The organism is Actinomyces sp. ICM58 (genome assembly GCF_000283035.1).
Taxonomy (GTDB): domain Bacteria; phylum Actinomycetota; class Actinomycetes; order Actinomycetales; family Actinomycetaceae; genus Pauljensenia.
Genome location: NZ_ALIY01000180.1, coordinates 16,531 through 34,622, shown reverse-complemented (window position 1 = coordinate 34,622; position 18,092 = coordinate 16,531). Strand labels below are relative to the sequence as shown.

The following is an 18,092-nucleotide window of genomic DNA, read 5'->3' as shown; positions in this document are numbered from 1 at the left end:
GTTCGCCCCCGCGCCGCGCGGTGCGCGCCCGCCCCACGCGATAGGCTGGAGGCATGATGGTGATACCCGATGACTTGCCCGCACTCGTCGCTCCCGTCGCGTGGATGCTCGGAACCTGGGAGGGGTGGGGCATGCGCGCCGTCGCGCCCACCCCCGGCCAGGATCGGTCCGCCGAGGACGCTCCCGCCGACACCCCCGTCGTCGAGGAGATCCGCGGTGACGTCGTCGGCGAGCAGATGCGCCTGGTGACCCGCGTGTACGCGGGCGAGGCCTCGGCCCCGATCAATCCCACGTGGGACGCCGCGCAGGGCCTGGCCGCGATCCAGAAGGGCGACCTGATCAGCGAAGAGACCCTGTACGTGTCCGTCGCCCCCTCCGACGCGCCGCTGCCGCCTCCCGGCCAGTACAATTCCCGCGAGTTCACGGCGACGTCCGCCTCCACTGAGGGCCACAGCGCCGTGTGGGACGGCGTGAGCGTCGGCCCGCGCGTGCAGATGGTCTCCGACGCGATCGCGCTCGGCGCGGACGCGACCCGCCTGACGCACCTGGGCCGCATGTTCGGCCTGGTCGCCGGCGAGCTCATGTGGACGCAGGAGCGCACGCTCGACGGCGAGGACGAGGCCGACGTCGAAATCTCCGGCCGACTGCACCGCACCGAGCAGGCCTCGACCGACTCCGGCGAGGTCATCGACGGCATCGACGACTCCCGGGACGGTTTCCTTGTCTGAGTCCGCGCTCGATTCCGAGTTCGTCGACGAGGCCGTGGCCTCCTTCGGCGCGACCCCGCACTTCGGGGACCCGTCGGGGGAACAGTGGGCCCTCGAGTCCGGGCGTGCGCTGGTGCGCCGCCCGGACCTGGCGGTCATCTCCGTGTCGGGGGCCGATCGGCTCACCTGGCTGACGTCGCTCGCCTCCCAGGTCGTCACCGGCCTCGTGCCCGGCGCGAGCCGCGAGCTGCTGATTCTTTCGCCCGAGGGACGCGTCGAGCACTGGGCGGGCGCAAGCGACGACGGGACCGCGCTGCACCTGATCGTGGAGCGTGCGGATTGTTCGGGATTCGTGGAGTTCCTGGACTCGATGCGCTTCGCGCTGCGTGTGAGCGTTGAGCAGCGCGACGTCGTCGTATTCTCCTCGGCGCGCGCGGGCGCGAACACTCGTGAGTCGGTGGTGGGCCTCCCCGGTCACCTGTGGACCTGGGAGGACCCGTGGCCCGGCGTGGTCGAGGGCGGGGCCGCCTACTTCCAGGGAGCGCGCCATCCCGGCGCGCGTACCCCCATGATGTTTCACGCTGTTTCACGGCAGGGTGCGGACGAGTTCGAGGCCGCGTGGCTGTCCGCCTGTCCCGAGGCCGGCTCGCGTCGCCGCGCAGGGTACCTGGCGTGGGAGGCCATGCGCATCGCCGCGTGGAAGCCGCGCCTGGGGCGCGAGACCGACGCCCGCGCGATCCCGCCCGAGGTCGACTGGCTGCGCACCGCCGTCCACACGTCGAAGGGCTGCTACCGCGGGCAGGAAACCATCGCCCGTGTCCTGAACCTGGGGCGGCCCCCGCGCCGCCTCACGTACCTGCAGCTGGACGGCTCTCGCTCCGACCTGCCCGCGCCGGGCACACCCATCAAGGTGGGCGGGCGCCAGGTCGGCGTCATCACTTCCTCGGCCCGCCACGCGGACGAGGGCACGATCGCCCTCGCGCTCATCGCCCGCGCCGTGCCCGTGACCACTGTGTTTGACATCGACGGCGTCGCAGCCGCCCAGGAGGAGATCGTGCCCGTCCACGGCAAGTCCTCCGTCTCGCCGCAGACCCGCCCGGGTGCCGACCTGTCCCGCGAGGCCGGCCAGCGCGGCGGTTCCACGGGCTTTGGCGGCCTCGGCTCGGCCCTGGGGTCGCGCTGATGCGCGCCGTCATCCAGCGCGCCACCTCCGGCGAGGTGCGGGTCGACGGCCGCGTCGTCGGCCGCCTCGTCTTCGGCTCGTCCATGGTGGGGGAGACGCGCCAAGGCCTCGTCGTCCTCCTGGGCGTCCAGCGTGGCGACGGCCCCGACCAGGTCGCCACGGTCGCCCGCAAGATCGCCGAGCTGCGCATCCTCGACGACGAGCGTTCCGCGCTCGATGTGAGTGCCCCGATTCTCGTGATCTCGCAGTTCACCCTGTACGGGGACACCCGCAAGGGGCGCCGCCCGTCGTGGGCGCACGCCGCTCCCGGGGAGGAGGCCGAGCCCCTCGTCGACGCGGTCGTCGCCGACCTGCGAGGCCGGGGCCTGCACGTGGAAACCGGCCAGTTCGGGGCGATGATGGAGGTCTGCCTGGTCAACGACGGCCCGTTCACGGTCCTCGTCGAGGCATAGTTCCCCCACAACCTCGCACGTAATTTCCCTGTCAACCTTTCAGGTTTTGAATTATGGTCGTTGCAATTGCAACGTTTGTGGCGCCAGTCGAAAACTGACCAAGGTAAATTACGTGCGACTTTGGGGGAGGCTCGCAGGTCTGGTTTCGGGGAAACGCTGAGATTGCTTCTCGCTGCACCGGCCTCGTCATCGCTCCCTAACTCTGCTTGGCCCCGGACCGCGACCGAGGCCCCGTGACCCAGACCCGGTCCCTGCGCCGAGGGCGAAAGCGCGCGCACGCCGCCGGAGCTTTCCGTAGGCTGTAACCAGTCAACTGGGACGGGTGTGTGCCGAGCTGCGGTGCCTGCCCCGAAGCAAGGAGAGACATGTTCGAACGCTTTACCGATCGCGCACGCCGTGTCGTCGTGCTCGCGCAGGACGAGGCCCGCGGTCTTAAGCACAACTACATCGGCACGGAGCACCTGCTGCTCGGCCTGATCTCTGAGGGCGAGGGCGTCGCGGCGAAGGCCCTGGAGACGATGGGCATCAAGGGCGAGGCCGTGCGCGCCTCGGTCATTGAGATCATCGGCGAGGGCGAGAAGCCGGTTGAGGGTCACATTCCCTTCACGCCGCGCGCGAAGCGCGTCTTCGAGCTGAGCCTGCGTGAGGCCCTCCAGCTGGGCCACAACTACATTGGCACGGAGCACCTGCTGCTCGGCCTCCTCAAGGAGGGCGAGGGCGTGGCCGCCCAGGTCCTCACCAAGCAGGGCGCGGACCTGGCGCAGGTGCGTCAGACGGTCATCCAGATGCTCAGCGGCTACCAGCGTGGTGACGAGGAGGGCCGCGAGTCCGTGGGCGCGGGCGTGGGCGGCTCGGGTGGTCCCGAGCGCTCGAACTCTGCGATCCTCGAGCAGTTCGGCCGCAACCTGACGCAGGCCGCGCGCGAGAACAAGCTGGACCCCGTCATCGGCCGCCGCGTCGAGATGGAGCGCGTCATGCAGGTCCTGTCGCGCCGCACGAAGAACAACCCGGTCCTGATTGGCGAGCCCGGTGTCGGTAAGACGGCGGTTGTCGAGGGCCTCGCCCAGGCGATCGTGCACGGCGACGTGCCCGAGACCATCAAGGATAAGCAGATTTACAGCCTCGATATGGGCTCGCTGGTTGCGGGTTCGCGCTACCGCGGCGACTTCGAGGAGCGCCTGAAGAAGGTCCTGAAGGAGATTCGCACGCGCGGTGACATCATCTTGTTCATCGACGAGATTCACACGCTTGTGGGTGCGGGTGCGGCAGAGGGCTCGATCGACGCTGCGCAGATGCTCAAGCCGATGCTGGCGCGCGGCGAGCTCCAGACGATCGGGGCGACGACGAACGACGAGTACCGCAAGCACATCGAGAAGGACGCGGCTCTCGAGCGTCGTTTCCAGCCGGTGAAGGTCGAGGAGCCCAGCGTCGAGGAGACGGTGGAGATCCTCAAGGGCCTGCGCGACCGCTACGAGGCGCACCACCGCGTCATCATCACGGATGCCGCGATCCAGGCGGCCGCCGAGCTGGCGGACCGCTACATTTCGGATCGTTTCCTCCCCGATAAGGCGATCGACTTGGTCGACGAGGCAGGGGCGCGCCTGCGCATCCGTCGCATGACTGCGCCGCCGGAGCTGCGCGAGCTGGACGAGAAGATCGCCGAGGTTCGCCGCAACAAGGAGGCGGCCATCGACGATCAGGACTTCGAGAAGGCCGCGTCGCTGCGCGACGAGGAGTCGAAGCTCTCCGATGAGCGCAAGGCGAAGGAGGAGGCGTGGAAGGGCGGCGAGTCTGACGAGATCGCCGAGGTCGGGGATCAGGAGATCGCCGAGGTCTTGGCCATGTCGACGGGTATCCCGGTCGTGCGCCTCACTCAGACGGAGACCGCGAAGCTGCTCAAGATGGAAGATGAGCTGCACAAGCGCGTCATCGGCCAGGACGAGGCCGTCAAGGCCCTCGCACAGTCGATTCGTCGCACGCGCTCGGGTCTGAAGGATCCGAACCGTCCCGGCGGCTCGTTCATCTTCGCGGGCCCGACGGGCGTGGGTAAGACCGAGCTGGCGAAGGCCCTCGCCGAGTTCCTGTTCGGCGACGAGGATGCTCTGATCCAGCTGGACATGTCGGAGTTCTCGGAGAAGCACACGGCGTCGCGTCTCTTCGGTGCGCCTCCCGGCTACGTCGGCTACGACGAGGGTGGCCAGCTCACGGAGAAGGTGCGCCGCAAGCCGTTCTCGGTCGTCCTCTTCGACGAGGTTGAGAAGGCTCACCCGGACATCTTCAACTCGCTGCTCCAGATCCTGGAGGAGGGGCGCCTGACGGATTCGCAGGGTCGCAAGGTGGACTTCAAGAACACCGTCATCATCATGACGACGAACCTGGGTACCCGCGACATTAACAAGGGTGTCCTGACGGGCTTCCAGACGGCGGATAACTCGACGCACGACTACGGTCGCATGAAGGCGAAGGTCGCGGAGGAGCTCAAGCAGCACTTCCGTCCCGAGTTCCTCAACCGTGTCGACGACACGATCGTGTTCCCGCCGCTGACGAAGCCGGAGATTGCTCGCATCGTCGACCTGATGATCGCGAAGCTGGCCAAGCGGATGGAGGCGCAGGATATGCGCCTGCAGCTGACGGATGAGGCTCGCGAACTGCTGGCCGATGTGGGCTTTGATCCGGTCCTCGGCGCGCGCCCGCTGCGTCGCGCGATTCAGCGGGAAATTGAGGATGCGCTGTCCGAGCGCATCCTGTTTGGAGAGCTGCAATCCGGTCAGGTTGTCACGGTTGGCGTCACTGGAGAGGGTAAGGAGCGGACTTTCACCTTCAACGGAGAGTGATTTACTCGCCAATTGTCCAGGGATGACAAACCCTGCGCTACCTCAGAGCGGCCCGTCTCACATGGATGGGCCGCTCTCTGGTTGTCAAGTAATCACACCTCTGATAGATTCTCATTAACCATGGATGTCTTGCGAAGTCATGTCACACTATCTGCGAGGCACTATTCGTGATATGAGAGAGGGTCTATGAACGCACAAGCGCGACGAAACCTGACCAGCGCGAGACGACGCCTGCCGGCGCTCGTCCTCATGCTGGTCGTTGTTGCGCTCTGCGTCGCCGGCGTCATCTACAAGGGTGCCGAAATCACCCAGGTTGACGTCAACGATGGCGGAATTTGGGTGACAAACAAGTCCAAGCAGATGGTCGGGCACCTCGACTACGAGGCCCGAATCCTTGACGGGGCGCTGCGGACGGAGGCTACCAACTTCGACGTCGGCCAGTCCGCCGAAACCGTCACTGTCTCCGACCTGACCTCACTTACTGTTGCCCCGGTCAATGTTACGCAGGTGTCCCTCGGGTCCCCGACGGCGCTGCCCGCGGGCTCGGCCGTCATGCAGGGCGGAGACGTCCTCGGCGTCCTCAATGCGGCGGATGGCACACTGTGGACGACCTCGGCCACCTCCCCGAGCCCCACCGCACTCTCCGACGGCGCCGCCGTGGCCTCGAACATGGGCGCGAGCGCCTTCGTGACCGGTATGGACGGCACCGTCTACGCCCTCTCCTCCTCCGGCACCCTGACGACCGTGAAGCGCCAGGGTTCCGTCGACCAGGCGACGACCTCGACGATCGAGGGGATCCCCGCCGACGCCCAGCTGTCCATGACGGTCGTCGGCGACCAGGTCGTCGCCCTCGACTCCGCGTCCAACACTCTTTTCCTGCCCGGCGGCCGCACCCTCAACCTGAGCGCCGCCGGCGTCGAGGAGGGCGGCGTCCTCCAGCAGGCGGGTCCCAAGGCGGACTCCGTTCTCCTGGCGACCCCCTCCACCCTGGTGACGATCCCCCTCAAGGGCGCCGCTCCCACGATCACCCCAGCCGCCGAGGGCTCGCCCGTCGGCACCCCCGCGGCCCCCGTGCGCCACGAGGGCTGCGCCTACGGCGCCTGGACCGGCTCGGGTGCCTACCTGCGCTCGTGCGACGACCCCGCCTCCAACAGGCAGCAGGTCGTCGACACGCTCACGAGCGCCCGCGAGATCGTCTTCCGCACCAACCGTAAGGCCATCGTCCTCAACGACGTCGCCCAGGGCAGCGTGTGGCTGCCCGACTCGAACATGGTCCTCATGGACAACTGGGACGAGGTCGAAAACCAGCTCGAGGAAACCGAGGAGGAGCAGGATAGCCCCCAGCTCACTAACGAGATCGCCGACCCCGAGCAGCGCGAGGAGAACACCCCGCCCGAGGCAGTGGATGACGAGTTCGGCATCCGCCCGGGGCGCTCGACGATCCTGCCGGTCCTGGACAACGACTCCGACCTTGACGGAGACGTCCTGACCGCCTCCCCGACCTCCCAGCCGGCGTGGGGCGCGGTCACCGCCGCGCGCTCGGGACGAGCCCTGCAGATCACGGGCGTGAGCGTGGATCAGACCGGATCGACGTCCTTCTCCTACGAGGCCTCGGACGGCCTCGCGTCCGCCGCCGCGCGCGTGCAGGTCACGATCCACCCCTACGGGCAGAACGAGGCCCCCACGCAGCTGCGAGCCTCCTCCGTCAAGATCGGCGCGGGTGCCCAGATCCAGTACCAGGCGCTGAGCGACTGGCGCGACCCCGACGGCGACCCGATCTACCTGAAGAACGCCGAGGCCCCCGAGGGGCTGAGCGTCACCTTCACCGAGGACGGCTCCCTGACCATCACCGAGGAGGGCGGCTCCGCCGGCCCCAAGACCGTGGTCCTGACCGTCGCCGACGACCAGGGCGGCGAGACGCGCGGTGAGCTCACCGTCAACGTCCAGGATCCGGGCAACCTGCCGCCCACGGCCAACGGTGACCTCTACCAGGCCCACCCCGGCGAGACGGTGACCCTCGACCCGCTGAAGAACGACACGGATCCCAACGGCGACTCGCTGAGCCTCGCCGCCGTGTCCGGCGCGCCCGCTGGCGCCTCCATCACGCCGGATCTGGACCGCGGCACCATCGACTTTGTCGCGGCTTCTCCCGGCTCCTACTCCTTCGCCTACACGGTCTCCGACGGCATCGCGTCGACGCTGGGCATGATCCGCGTCGAGGTCGTCGAGGCCACTGCGCTGCCGCCCGTCGCCGAGGACGATACCGCGGTCCTGCCGCAGGGTGGCTCGGTGCTGGTGGCGCCCCTGGGCAACGATTACGATCCCACGGGCGGCGTCTTGACGATCACCTCGATCGACTCCTCCTCCGTTCCCGGCCTCGAGGTCGCCCTCATCGACCGCCACCTGCTGCGCGTGACCGCGCCCGCGGGCCTCGACAAGAGCGTGTCCTTCTCCTACTCCGTGACCAACGGCCAGGGATCGGCCACCGCCCAGGTGACCGTCATCCCGGGTGCCTCCGACCGCACGGACCTGCCGCCCGTCCTCAAGCCCGACCGAGCCAAGGTGCGCGTCGGCGACGTCGGCACCGTGTCCGTCCTGTCCAACGACCGCTCCCCGGCCGGCCTGAACCTGCAGGTCGAGTCGACGCTCGAGTACGACCCGACCACCGCCCTGGGCACGCCCTTCGTCACCGGCAACCAGGTGCGCCTTGAGGCCGGGGACACCCCCGGCACGATGGACGTCACCTACTCCGTCATCGACTCCGCGGGCAACCGCGCCTCCAGCACCGTCACCTTCGAGGTCTTGGCCGCCTCCGACTCCAACCAGGCGCCGCGACCCCGCGACATCACGGCGTGGGCGACGGCCGGGCAGACCGCCCGGATCCCGGTGACCCTGGACGGCATCGACCCGGACGGCGACTCCGTGACCCTCAAGAGCCTGGACTCCTCGCCGCAGAAGGGGTCGGCGACCGCGAAGGCCACGTGGATCGAGTACACGCCTAACGCTGACGCGTCGGGCACTGATTCCTTCACCTACACGGTTGAGGACCGCCAGGGCGCCCGTGCCTCGGCGCGCGTGCGCGTCGCCGTCACGCCCGTCCCGGCGCTCAACCAGAACCCCGTCGCCGTGCCCGACACGGTCCTGACCCGACCCGACCGTATGGTGACCGTCAACGTCCTGGCCAACGACCTCGACCCGGACGGCGATCCCCTGACCCTGGAAGAGGGCAGCCTCGAGACGGCCACGCCCGAGCTCGACCCCCAGGTCCGCTCGACCACGACCGTCCAGGTGCACACGCCCTCCCAGGCCGGCACCTACCTCGTGTCCTACACGGTGAGCGACGGCCGCGGCGGGGTCGCGCGCGGCACGCTGACGGTGTATGTCCAGGACGACGCGCCCCTGAAGGCGCCGATCGCCCGCGACGACTACGTCGCCTACGAGGACCTGCCGACCGATGGTTCCGCCGTGCGCGTGAAGGTCCTCGACAACGACGAGGACCCCGACGGCAGCATCGACGAGCTGACCGTGACCACCGCCGAGGCGGGCGTGAGCGTCTCCGGCTCCGAGCTGCTCATTCCCGTCACGGACTCCAAGCGCCTCGTCGTCTACACGATCACCGACCGCGATGGCCTCACGAACTCGGCCGTCGTCACGATCCCCGGACGCGACTCGACCGCGCCCTTCCTGAGCTCGGCGAACCTGCCGATCGAGATGGACGCGGGTACCTCGCGCACGATCAACCTGTCGGATTACGTCATCACTCGCGCCGGGCGCACCCCGCGCCTCGTCGAGGGTTCCTCCCCGGTGCCCCAGAACGGCCTCGACTCCGTCGTGGCTGACTCGGACACGCAGCTCACCCTGACCGCCAACGCCTCGTTCTCGGGCAACACCGCGTTCCTCATCCAGGTCGCGGACGGCGACAGCAGTGACGCCGGCGCGCTGAGCGCCTCCCTGTCGCTGCCCGTGCGCATCAAGGCGACCAAGAATCAGCCGCCCACCTTCACTCCGACCGCGATCCGCGTCGAGGCCGGCGGCGAGGCCGTGACCCAGAACCTCGCGCTCGGCGTGCGCGACCCCGAGGGCGTGGACGTCACGACCTTCACCTACGCGATGGACTCCTCGCCGTCCACCATCACGGCGTCCCTGTCGGGCACCACCCTGACCGTGTCCGCCCCCGAGGGAACCCCGAAAGGTTCCGCGGGGTCGATCGCGGTGAGCGTCACCGACGAGGACAACAACACGGTCAGCGCGCAGATTCCCGTTGAGGTCGTCGTCTCCGACAAGCCCCTCATCCAGGTGCCCGCCTACACGCTGACCGCCAAGATCGGCGATACGGTGAGCGTCGACGTGGCGTCCTCCGCGACCAACCCGTACCCGGAGTCGCCGATCACCCTGGAGAGCGCCACGCTGTCTGCGGGCAGCGCGGCGGTCGCCACGTCGGGCACGACCGTGTCGGTCACCCCGAGTGCGTCCGGCACCATCTCGGTCGGCTTCAAGGTCAACGACAAGCTGGGCGACCCCGCGCGAGCCGTCCAGGGAACCATCACGGTCACGGTGACGGGCAAGCCTGCCGCTCCGACGAGCGTCACGGCCGAGGGCGTGGGATCGAATGGTGCTCGCGTGACCTTCAACGCGCCGGAGTCCAATGGCTCCCCGATCACCGAGTACCGCGTCTACGACCAGACGGGACGCCAGGTCGCCACCTGCTCCACCAACGTCTGTGACGTCGCGGGCCTGAGCGACGGCCAGACCTACTCCTTCACCGTGGTTGCGGTCAACAAGGAGGGCGAGTCCGAGCGTTCGACGGCCTCGAACACCATCACGATCTCCGGTGCCCCTGGACGCCCCGGTACCCCCCAGCTGACGGCCGGAAACACGACGATTAGCGCGTCGTGGTCCGCTCCCGTCGACAACGGTTCTGCGATCACCGGCTACATCGCGACCGCGACGACCGCGAACGGCGAGGCGGGCTACTGCGAGACCACCGGCGTGACCTCCTGTGTCATCCAGGGGCTCAAGAACGGCCAGACCTACACGGTGACGGTGCGGGCACGCAACGCCAAGGGAGAGTCCGCGCCCTCGTTCGGCGCGAAGGCAACCCCGAGTGCACCCCTGGCGGACCCGGACACGCCCTCCATCATGAACGCAACCGTGCGCAACGCGGCAGACCGCAACAAGGTTGAGATCACCCTGACGTGGAGCTACTTCAAGTCCGGCGGTGAGGGCTGGGGCACCACGACGGTCACCGTCAACGGTGAATCCAAGACCGTGTCCGGTGGCTCTGGCAACGAGACGAACGGAACCGGCACGACGACCATGACCGTCAATCGCGCGGATGTGCTGCGGGCGACCGTGACGGTGAGCAACACGGGAGGCCGCTCGGCCACCTCGCCCGCCAAGAACTACACCCCGCCCGCGCTCGAGCCCGAGCACGAGGCCAAGACCACTCCGCTCGCCCCCGACGCGCCGCGCCTGGGCCCGCCCTCGGATAACGCCTTGGGCAAGCTTCGCATCGCCAATGCCCGCCTGAAGGAAGGAAACGGCTACACGGTCAACGACCTGGAGCTCTTCTACGCGGATAGCGCGGCGGGGTGCACGGCCCCCGGCAATCCCGTCGCCTTCAACAACGGTGACCGTGGTGACTTTAATATCGGCCCGCTCACCCCGGGTTCGACGATGACCTTCTACTTCTGCCAGCGCGGCAAGAAGGATGACGGCTCCTACGTCTGGAGCCCGGTCGTCTCGGCCTCCGGCACGGTCGGCAACGGCCAGCGCTCGGGCCCCGATGATGACGACGACACCCCGATCCCCGTGTTCAACGTGTCGGTGACCCCCTACATCAACAGCGCGGCTGTGTCGTGGACTGTGCCCGCCGGCGTTAACCTCGCGCAGGCCAGCGTGTGGGTGAAGGGGATGGAAGGGTCGACCAAGCAGACGTTCACTGGTCCGATGACCTCGTGGACGGTCTCGGGTCTGGCGCCGGTTAACCAGTACACGGTTGTCGTCGAAATGGTCAGTACTGGCGGGGCACACCGTCAGGTCGAAGCCACCTTCACAACAACCGAAGCCGCGGAAAATATCGACGCGGCTTTCAACGGAAAAACCACGTGTTCGAACGGACAGGAATGCGGCTCGATGACGCTGACGGCGAAACGAGCCTCCCAGTTCGGATCGGGACTCACGCTCGTCTGCACGGTCAGCACCGGGCGCCCCGCCCAGGACACCGAATTCCGCTTCTCACGGGACACGCCGAGCATACCGGGTATCCTGACGGAAGCAATCACCGCTCGAGAGCTGAATGCGCGGGACGTCGTGAAGAGCTGCCGAGTCGAATAGACCACCCCTGATCGAGCAATACTAGAAACGTAGGACAACTCATGACCCTTTCCATTGAGGATGCAACCCGGTTCGCCCAGGTCTTCAAGGGCCTCGTCGACGGCGTGTCGGTCGCGGTTCTGGACAAGCGCCAGGCCGTGCGACTCGCGCTCACGACGATGTTCGCCGGCGGCCACCTCCTGCTAGAAGACGCCCCCGGTACCGGCAAGACCGCGCTGGCGCGCGCCATCAGCGCCACCATCGACGGCACGCACTCGCGTATCCAGTTCACCCCCGACCTGCTGCCCTCGGACATCACGGGCGTCAACATGTTCAACCAGAAGACGGGCGAGTGGGTCTTCCACGCCGGCCCCGTCTTCGCGGAGATCGTCCTGGCCGACGAGATTAACCGCGCCTCGCCCAAGACTCAGTCCGCGCTCCTGGAGGTCATGGAAGAAGCCCAGGTGACGGTCGACGGCGTGCGCCGCCCCGCGCCCCAGCCCTTCATGGTCATCGCGACCCAGAACCCCGTCGAGCAGGCCGGCACCTACCCGCTGCCCGAGGCCCAGCTGGACCGCTTCCTCATGAAGACCTCCATCGGCTACCCCTCGCGCGCCGCCATGATCGACGTCCTCGACGGCTCGGCCGCGCCCGACCGCTCGAAGAATCTGCGTCCCCTCGTGAGCGGCAAGGACATCGTCGCCTGGTCGGCCCTGGCCTCGGGAAACCACACGGACCGCGCCGTCCTCGACTACGTGGCCGCCCTCGCGGAGGCAACCCGCGAGGACGAGTCCTCGCTGCTGGGTGTGTCCACCCGTGGCGCCATCGGCATGGTGCGCTGCGCCCGCGTGTGGGCGGCCGCGCAGGGCCGTAACTTCGTCCTGCCCGACGACATCAAGGCCCTGGCCGTGCCCGTGTGGGCGCACCGCATCATCGTCGACCCGGACGCCGCGTTCTCGGGCGCGACCTCCGAGGGCGTCATCCAGCGTGCCCTGACCTCGGTGCCCGCCCCGGCGGTGGGCGCGTAACGCGCCGATCTGCGACCGCGATGGAAGGGACGCGCAGGGAACATTCGACGATGGTCTCGCCCCGCAGGGCGCAGGCCTCCCGTCCGCATCCCCTCAAAGCCCTGGCGAGCGCGGTGACGCCCACCGGGTGGGCGCTCGTCGTGTTCATCGCGGTGGCCCTCATCCTGGCGGCGACGCTGGAGTGGGTCGAGGCCCTGGCGTGCGCGCTCGCCGGCGTCGTCGCCCTGGTCCTGGCCGCCACCCGCGTCGCCTGGAAGTCCCCGCACGTCGTGTCGATTCGCGTGCCGAACGAGCGCATCGTCGCAGGCCAGACGGCCGTCGGCGAGATTTTGGTGCGCAACGAGCGCGCCCGTCCGGTGCGCTCGGGCATTATCGAGCTTCCGATCGGTTCGGGCACGGGTGAATTCGTGGTGCCGCCGCTGGGCTCCCACGAGAAGTGGGACGAGATGTTCCTGATCTCCTCGCGTCACCGCGGCCTCATTCACGTCGGCCCGGCGCGCGCCGTGCGCTCCGACGCCCTGGGCCTGCTGCGCCGCGTGCGCGTGTGGGACGAGCCCGTCATCCTGCACGTGCACCCGCGCACGGTGCGCGTTCCCTTCGACGCGACCGGCTTCCAGCTGGACGTCGAGGGCGTGTCCACCGGCAAGCTGTCCAGCTCCGACGTGTCCTTCCATGCGCTGCGCGACTACGAGCCGGGCGACGATCGACGCGCCGTGCACTGGCAGTCCACGGCCCGCCTCGGCAAGCTCATCGTGCGCCAGTACGAGGAGACGCACCGCTCCCACCACGTCATCGTGCTGGACACCTCCCGCGACGCGTGGGATTACGACTCCTTCGAGACGGCCGTGTCGGTCGCGGGCTCGCTGGGCCTGGCGAACCTGCGCGAATCCCGCCCGGTGTCGGTGACGACGACGGAGTCGTGGCTGCCCTCGACGGTCGCGATGCGGTTCCTGGACTCTTTGTCCGAGGTCTCGGCGCGCTCCTTCGGTGACCTGGCCCTGCGCGTGCGCGAGGCCGTGGCGCAGCGCCCCGGTGTCTCCGCCCTCACGCTTATCGTCGGTCCTCAGACCACTGATTCGGACGCCGCGCACCTGGCCCGCCTGGCGCCTATCGACGTGCCCGTTTCCATCATTCGTATCGGCGCTGATCGGGCGCGCGGACGCCGCGACCTCGGCCGAGGCGTCCTCCTCGACTGTTCGACCCTGGATGACCTGTCGCGCATCATCGTCGCCGGGGGTCTCGCATGAGTCATTCCACCAACACGAAGCCTCGCGCTCAGCGCATCGACTCCCAGGCCGAGGCCGTGGCGGCCCAGCCCGTCAAGACCGCGCCGCACGCGCAGGCGGAGCCTATCCAGCCGTCCCCGCCCCCCGCCTCGGGGTCTGGTGCCGAGAAGCACGCGCCCAAGCCGAGGACCACGCGCAATCGCCTGCTCACGATCACTCAGCGCTTCGCGACCTATCGCACGCGCATGCCGCTGTGGTCGCTGCTGGTCCTCGCCCTCCTCTTTGTCGGCCCGGTCGCCGCGTTCGAGCCCGTCTTCGGCGGGGGAGTGGGGGCGATCGCCGCGGGCGCCGGCGTGGTGTGCGGCCTGGGAATCGCCGCCGCATCGACCAGGTGGCGCTGGGACGCGGTCACGACCGTCCTGGCTGTCCTGGCGACCTACTTCCTGCTGGGCAGCGCCGCGGCCCTGCGCGCCGAGGCCCTCTTCGGTGTCCTGCCCACCGGTAAGACGCTGCAGGTCATGGTCCTGGGGTCTTTCCGCGCGTGGAAGGACCTGCTGACGCTCACCGCGCCGGTGTCCGCCTACTCGGGCCCCGCCCTCGTACCGTGGATGAGTGGCCTCGTGCTGGCGGCCCTCGCCGGCCTGATCACCGCCCGCGCGGGGCGCGCGATCCTAGGATCCATTCCCCTGGTGCTCATGGCCGTCGTTTCCGTCTTCTTTGGCCTGTCTGAGCACCCGCTGCCCGTGTGGGCGGTCCTGGCGTGGTGGGGGACGTTGGCCGCCTGGTGGGCCGCCGCCGCCCAGTATCAGCGCATCACGCTGGGCCAGGACGTCCTGGTCGGGCGCTCGGGCGCGCGCGGCTCCGAGAACACCCTCGGACGCCAGTCCCGCTCGACCGTGTACGTGGGGACCCGCATCGTTGGCGCCCTCCTCATGATCGCTATCTCCGTGGGCGTGGCTTTACCGGCCGCGTCCTGGCTGGGGTCGGGGGGCACGCGCGTCGTGGGCCGCGACCTCGTGGAGCCGCCGCTGGACATCCAGGACTACCCCTCGCCCATGGCCTCGTTCCGCCACTACACGACCGACCTGAAGGACGAGACCCTCCTGACCGTGTCGGATCTGCCCGAAAACCAGCGCGTGCGCATCGCCGCGATGGACGTGTACAACGGCACGACCTTCGGCATGTCCGAGACGAGGGGAGACGGCCACACCGGCTACATTCCCGTCGAGACGACCATCCCCGGTCGCGAGGCGGGCGGCGAGGCCGTGGAGGTGTCCACCATCGGCATGTCGGGGCCGTGGGTTCCCGTCCTGGGCACGCCCTCGCAGATCACGTTCTCCGGAGCCGACGCGGACGCGCAGAAGGACGGCCTGTTCTTCGACCTGTGGTCCAACGCGGCGCTGACGACCGGGCCCGCCGGAACCATGACCTACTCCGTCGAGGCGACGTTCACGGACCCCGTGCGCGACGAGGACCTGGAGTCGCTGGCGGTCGTGCCCAACACGGTCCGGGACACGAACGTCCCCGAGGGGATCGCCACGAAGACCTCGGAGCTCACGCAGAACGCGACGACGTCCCTCGCGGCGGCCCGCGCCATCGAGCACTACCTGTCGACGAACGGCTTCTACCTCAACGAGAACACGCAGTTCTCGCGTCCGGGCGTGCGCACCGACCGCCTGGAGCGGATGCTGTCCGGGGACGAGAACCTGATCGGCGACGACCAGCAGTACACGGCCCTCATGGCGCTCATGCTCCACCAGATGGGCATCAACGCTCGCGTCGTCATGGGCGCCTACCCGGAGGGCGGCTCCCAGGGCGGCGCCGCCTCCCTGCGTGGCTCCGACATTCGCGCGTGGGTCGAGGTCGAGTTCGCGGGTGGCATCTGGGCCGTCTTCGATCCGACGCCGCCGCGTGACCACACGCCGCAGACGCAGGTCCCCAAGCCTCGCTCCGTGCCGCGCCCGCAGGTCCTCCAGCCGCCGGAGCCCCCGGAAGCGCCCGCCGAGCTGCCTCCCACGACGCGCGACCAGAACGCGGATCCGACCAAGGAACCAGAGGATCCCTTCCCGTGGGGTGTCGTCGTCGGCATCGCTGGCGGATTCCTGCTGCTCCTGCTGCCGCCGCTCGCGGTCTTGGCCTACAAGGCGGGGCGTCGTCGCCGTCGGCGCCGCTCGGCCGCGGTGAGCGCCCTGATCGGCTCGTGGGACGAGGTCGTGGACTTGGCGGCCGACTCGGGCCTGAGCATTGAGGTGGGGCGCACCCGCCAGGAGACTGCCTGGTCGCTGGCCTCGCAGTGGGATCTCGGCGAGCACCCGGGCGACCCCTTCGCCCTGGTGACGGGCGAGGTGCGCCACGGCGACGACGGGTCGATTGACTCCGTCGAGTTCGACGAGGCCTCGGCCTCGTCGGGCCGTTACGTGATCGACGGGTGGAGCCGCTTCGGCGACGACGTTCCCGCGCCGGTCGTGATCGCGCGCTACGCGGACGTCGCGGACTTCGCGTCCCACGGCGCCTCCCGCGACCGTGCTCGCGATGCGTGGGTGCAGGTGGGCGAGCTGCGTGCGCAGGTGGCCAAGCGTTCCGGTTTCTTCGCGCGGGTGCGTCGCGCGCTGTCCCTGCGTAGCCTGCGCATGCGCCGCAAGCTGCGCCTGAGCGCGTCCATCGCGCGCACGATGCACGAGGAGAAGGAGCAGTGAGCCCAGCTGTGGCCGGCATGCGCGGACCCGAGATCCCCGGTTTCCGGTGGGTGCGCCCGCTGGGGCAGGGCGGTTTCGCCGACGTGTTCTTGTACCGTCAGGAGCTGCCCAGCCGCGACGTGGCGATCAAGGTGGTGCGCGCCCAGGGCGATGAGCGCGGCACGCAGGAGCTGCACCGCGAGGCCGACGCGATGACGCTGCTGGCGGGGCACCCGTCGGTGGTGGAGCTGCACGGCGTGGGGACGACGTCCGACGGACGCGCCTACCTGGTCATGGAGTACTGCCCGGTCGCGGATCTGCTCACGCAGGTTCGAGCGCGCCCGATGTCGCTGGAGACGGCGCTGGACACGATGATCAAGGTGTGTGGCGTCGTCGAGATGTTCCACCGCCAGGGCTACGTGCACCGCGACATCAAGCCGTCGAATATCATGCTGGACGCATACGGCAAGCCGGTGCTCGCGGATTTTGGTGTGGCCTCGAAGGTGGGTCGCCTGGAGGTCGGCGCGTTTGACGGCTTCTCGGTGCTGTGGGCGCCGCCGGAGCAGCAGGACGTGAATTCCCCGGCCTCGCCCTTGCAGGATGTGTGGGCGCTCGCCTCGACGATGTGGACGTTTATCACGGGTCGCAGCCCGTTCGAGGATCCGATCGGCGATAATTCGGCGGCGTCGATCGCTAATCGCGTGCAGCGGGGGCGTATGCGCGGCTTGGGGCGCGCGGATGCGCCGGCGGAGCTGGAGCGCGTGTTGCGCGCGGCGATGGCGGTTGATCCGCAGGAGCGCACGCCCTCGGCGATGGAGTTCGGGCAGGGACTGCAGCGCGTCCAACAGGAGCTGGGCCTGCCCCGCACTGAGATGGAGATCAAGGAGAAGCGCTCCAAGGCCTCGGCCGCGCCCGCCGCCGGGGACCAGAAGACGCGCCTGCGCGGCGCGCCGGTCATCGACCCGGATAAGACGCGCCTGCGCTCGTCCACGTATTCCTTCGAGGGCGGGGCCGGCTCGGGCGGCGTCGAGGCCGTGGCTGATTCGTGGAAGATTGAGCGTTCCTCGGACGCGGACGAGGCCTCGGAGCGTCGCGTGGTCGAGGAGTCCTCCTCGTCGAAGCGCGGGATGAGCCCGGTGGCGGGTGTGATCTTGGCGCTGCTGGCCGCGGTGATCGCCGCCGGCCTGGCGGTGGGCATGCTGCGCGGGGAGGGGTCCTTCACACGCATCGCTCCCGCGCAGGAGACGACGAGCGCCTCGACGAGGCCGGAGGACGCGCTCGGCGCGGCCCCGCCGCAGGTGACGAACCTGTCGGGGGAGTACGCCGACGGCACGGTGACGTGGACGTGGAGCGCGCCGCAGGGCGCCGCCCAGGCCGACCTCACCTACACGTATGAGTCGTCGGGCGCGGGCGGAAGCGCGAGCGGCAGCGTCGAGACGACGACCGTGAGCGTGGACGGGGCCAGCGGCGAGAACTGCATGCAGATCACGACGGTGTCGCGTTCGTCTGGGCGAATGTCGGATCCGGTGCGCCAGTGCACGGTCGTTCCCTGACCGCGCGTGTGGCGCCTCCCGGGGTGTGGAGCGGGGGTCGTACCCCTCATTGTTTTGAGATAGGCTGTTGAGGACCCTGCGTTCGGGCGGGGCAGGTTGTTGGGAGAGTGGTGAGCATC

Annotated in this window: 9 protein-coding genes; all 9 read left to right on the top strand. The window is 69.0% G+C overall.

Annotation, left to right across the window (positions count from 1 at the left end; all coding sequences use genetic code 11):
* Positions 1-53: 53 nt before the first annotated feature.
* The 9 genes from HMPREF1138_RS08200 (at position 54) to HMPREF1138_RS08160 (ending at position 17,973) form a co-directional block, all read left to right on the top strand.
* The gene (locus HMPREF1138_RS08200) at positions 54-728 is read left to right on the top strand and encodes a heme-binding beta-barrel domain-containing protein (protein WP_039937584.1); all 675 of its coding nucleotides are present in this window, start codon (positions 54-56) and stop codon (positions 726-728) included.
* Complete coding sequence (gene ygfZ, locus HMPREF1138_RS08195; RefSeq protein ID WP_009058576.1) at positions 721-1,890, top strand: CAF17-like 4Fe-4S cluster assembly/insertion protein YgfZ; 1,170 nt, start codon at positions 721-723, stop codon at positions 1,888-1,890. Before HMPREF1138_RS08200 ends, ygfZ begins: the two co-directional genes overlap by 8 nt.
* Positions 1,890-2,342, top strand: a complete 453-nt coding sequence (gene dtd, locus HMPREF1138_RS08190) for a D-aminoacyl-tRNA deacylase (protein ID WP_009058598.1) — start codon at positions 1,890-1,892, stop codon at positions 2,340-2,342. Before ygfZ ends, dtd begins: the two co-directional genes overlap by 1 nt.
* A 365-nt stretch (positions 2,343-2,707) precedes the next feature.
* The gene (locus HMPREF1138_RS08185; RefSeq protein ID WP_009058584.1) at positions 2,708-5,176 is read left to right on the top strand and encodes an ATP-dependent Clp protease ATP-binding subunit; all 2,469 of its coding nucleotides are present in this window, start codon (positions 2,708-2,710) and stop codon (positions 5,174-5,176) included.
* Between the two features lie 186 nt (positions 5,177-5,362).
* A complete protein-coding gene (locus HMPREF1138_RS08180; protein ID WP_009058588.1) occupies positions 5,363-11,512 on the top strand; it encodes an Ig-like domain-containing protein in 6,150 nt (2,049 codons plus the stop codon).
* Between the two features lie 41 nt (positions 11,513-11,553).
* Complete coding sequence (locus HMPREF1138_RS08175) at positions 11,554-12,519, top strand: AAA family ATPase (protein WP_009058572.1); 966 nt, start codon at positions 11,554-11,556, stop codon at positions 12,517-12,519.
* Positions 12,520-12,569: 50 nt separating this feature from the next.
* Complete coding sequence (locus HMPREF1138_RS08170; RefSeq protein ID WP_009058578.1) at positions 12,570-13,766, top strand: DUF58 domain-containing protein; 1,197 nt, start codon at positions 12,570-12,572, stop codon at positions 13,764-13,766.
* Positions 13,763-16,441 (top strand): transglutaminaseTgpA domain-containing protein, encoded by a 2,679-nt coding sequence (locus tag HMPREF1138_RS08165; protein ID WP_009058594.1) that lies wholly within the window; start codon positions 13,763-13,765, stop codon positions 16,439-16,441. The genes HMPREF1138_RS08170 and HMPREF1138_RS08165 overlap by 4 nt, the downstream gene beginning before the upstream one ends.
* 17 nt (positions 16,442-16,458) lie before the next feature.
* Positions 16,459-17,973: a serine/threonine-protein kinase gene (locus tag HMPREF1138_RS08160; RefSeq protein WP_039937594.1), complete on the top strand. Its 1,515-nt coding sequence runs from the start codon at positions 16,459-16,461 to the stop codon at positions 17,971-17,973.
* Positions 17,974-18,092: the final 119 nt, after the last annotated feature.

Bases quoted from the DNA above. Each gene is read 5' to 3' on its own strand.
- dtd (WP_009058598.1), top strand. From the start codon at position 1,890: ATGCGCGCCGTCATCCAGCGCGCCACCTCCGGCGAGGTGCGGGTCGAC.
- HMPREF1138_RS08175 (WP_009058572.1), top strand. From the start codon at position 11,554: ATGACCCTTTCCATTGAGGATGCAACCCGGTTCGCCCAGGTCTTCAAG.
- HMPREF1138_RS08180 (WP_009058588.1), top strand. From the start codon at position 5,363: ATGAACGCACAAGCGCGACGAAACCTGACCAGCGCGAGACGACGCCTG.
- HMPREF1138_RS08160 (WP_039937594.1), top strand. From the start codon at position 16,459: ATGCGCGGACCCGAGATCCCCGGTTTCCGGTGGGTGCGCCCGCTGGGG.
- HMPREF1138_RS08170 (WP_009058578.1), top strand. From the start codon at position 12,570: ATGGTCTCGCCCCGCAGGGCGCAGGCCTCCCGTCCGCATCCCCTCAAA.
- HMPREF1138_RS08165 (WP_009058594.1), top strand. From the start codon at position 13,763: ATGAGTCATTCCACCAACACGAAGCCTCGCGCTCAGCGCATCGACTCC.
- HMPREF1138_RS08200 (WP_039937584.1), top strand. From the start codon at position 54: ATGATGGTGATACCCGATGACTTGCCCGCACTCGTCGCTCCCGTCGCG.
- HMPREF1138_RS08185 (WP_009058584.1), top strand. From the start codon at position 2,708: ATGTTCGAACGCTTTACCGATCGCGCACGCCGTGTCGTCGTGCTCGCG.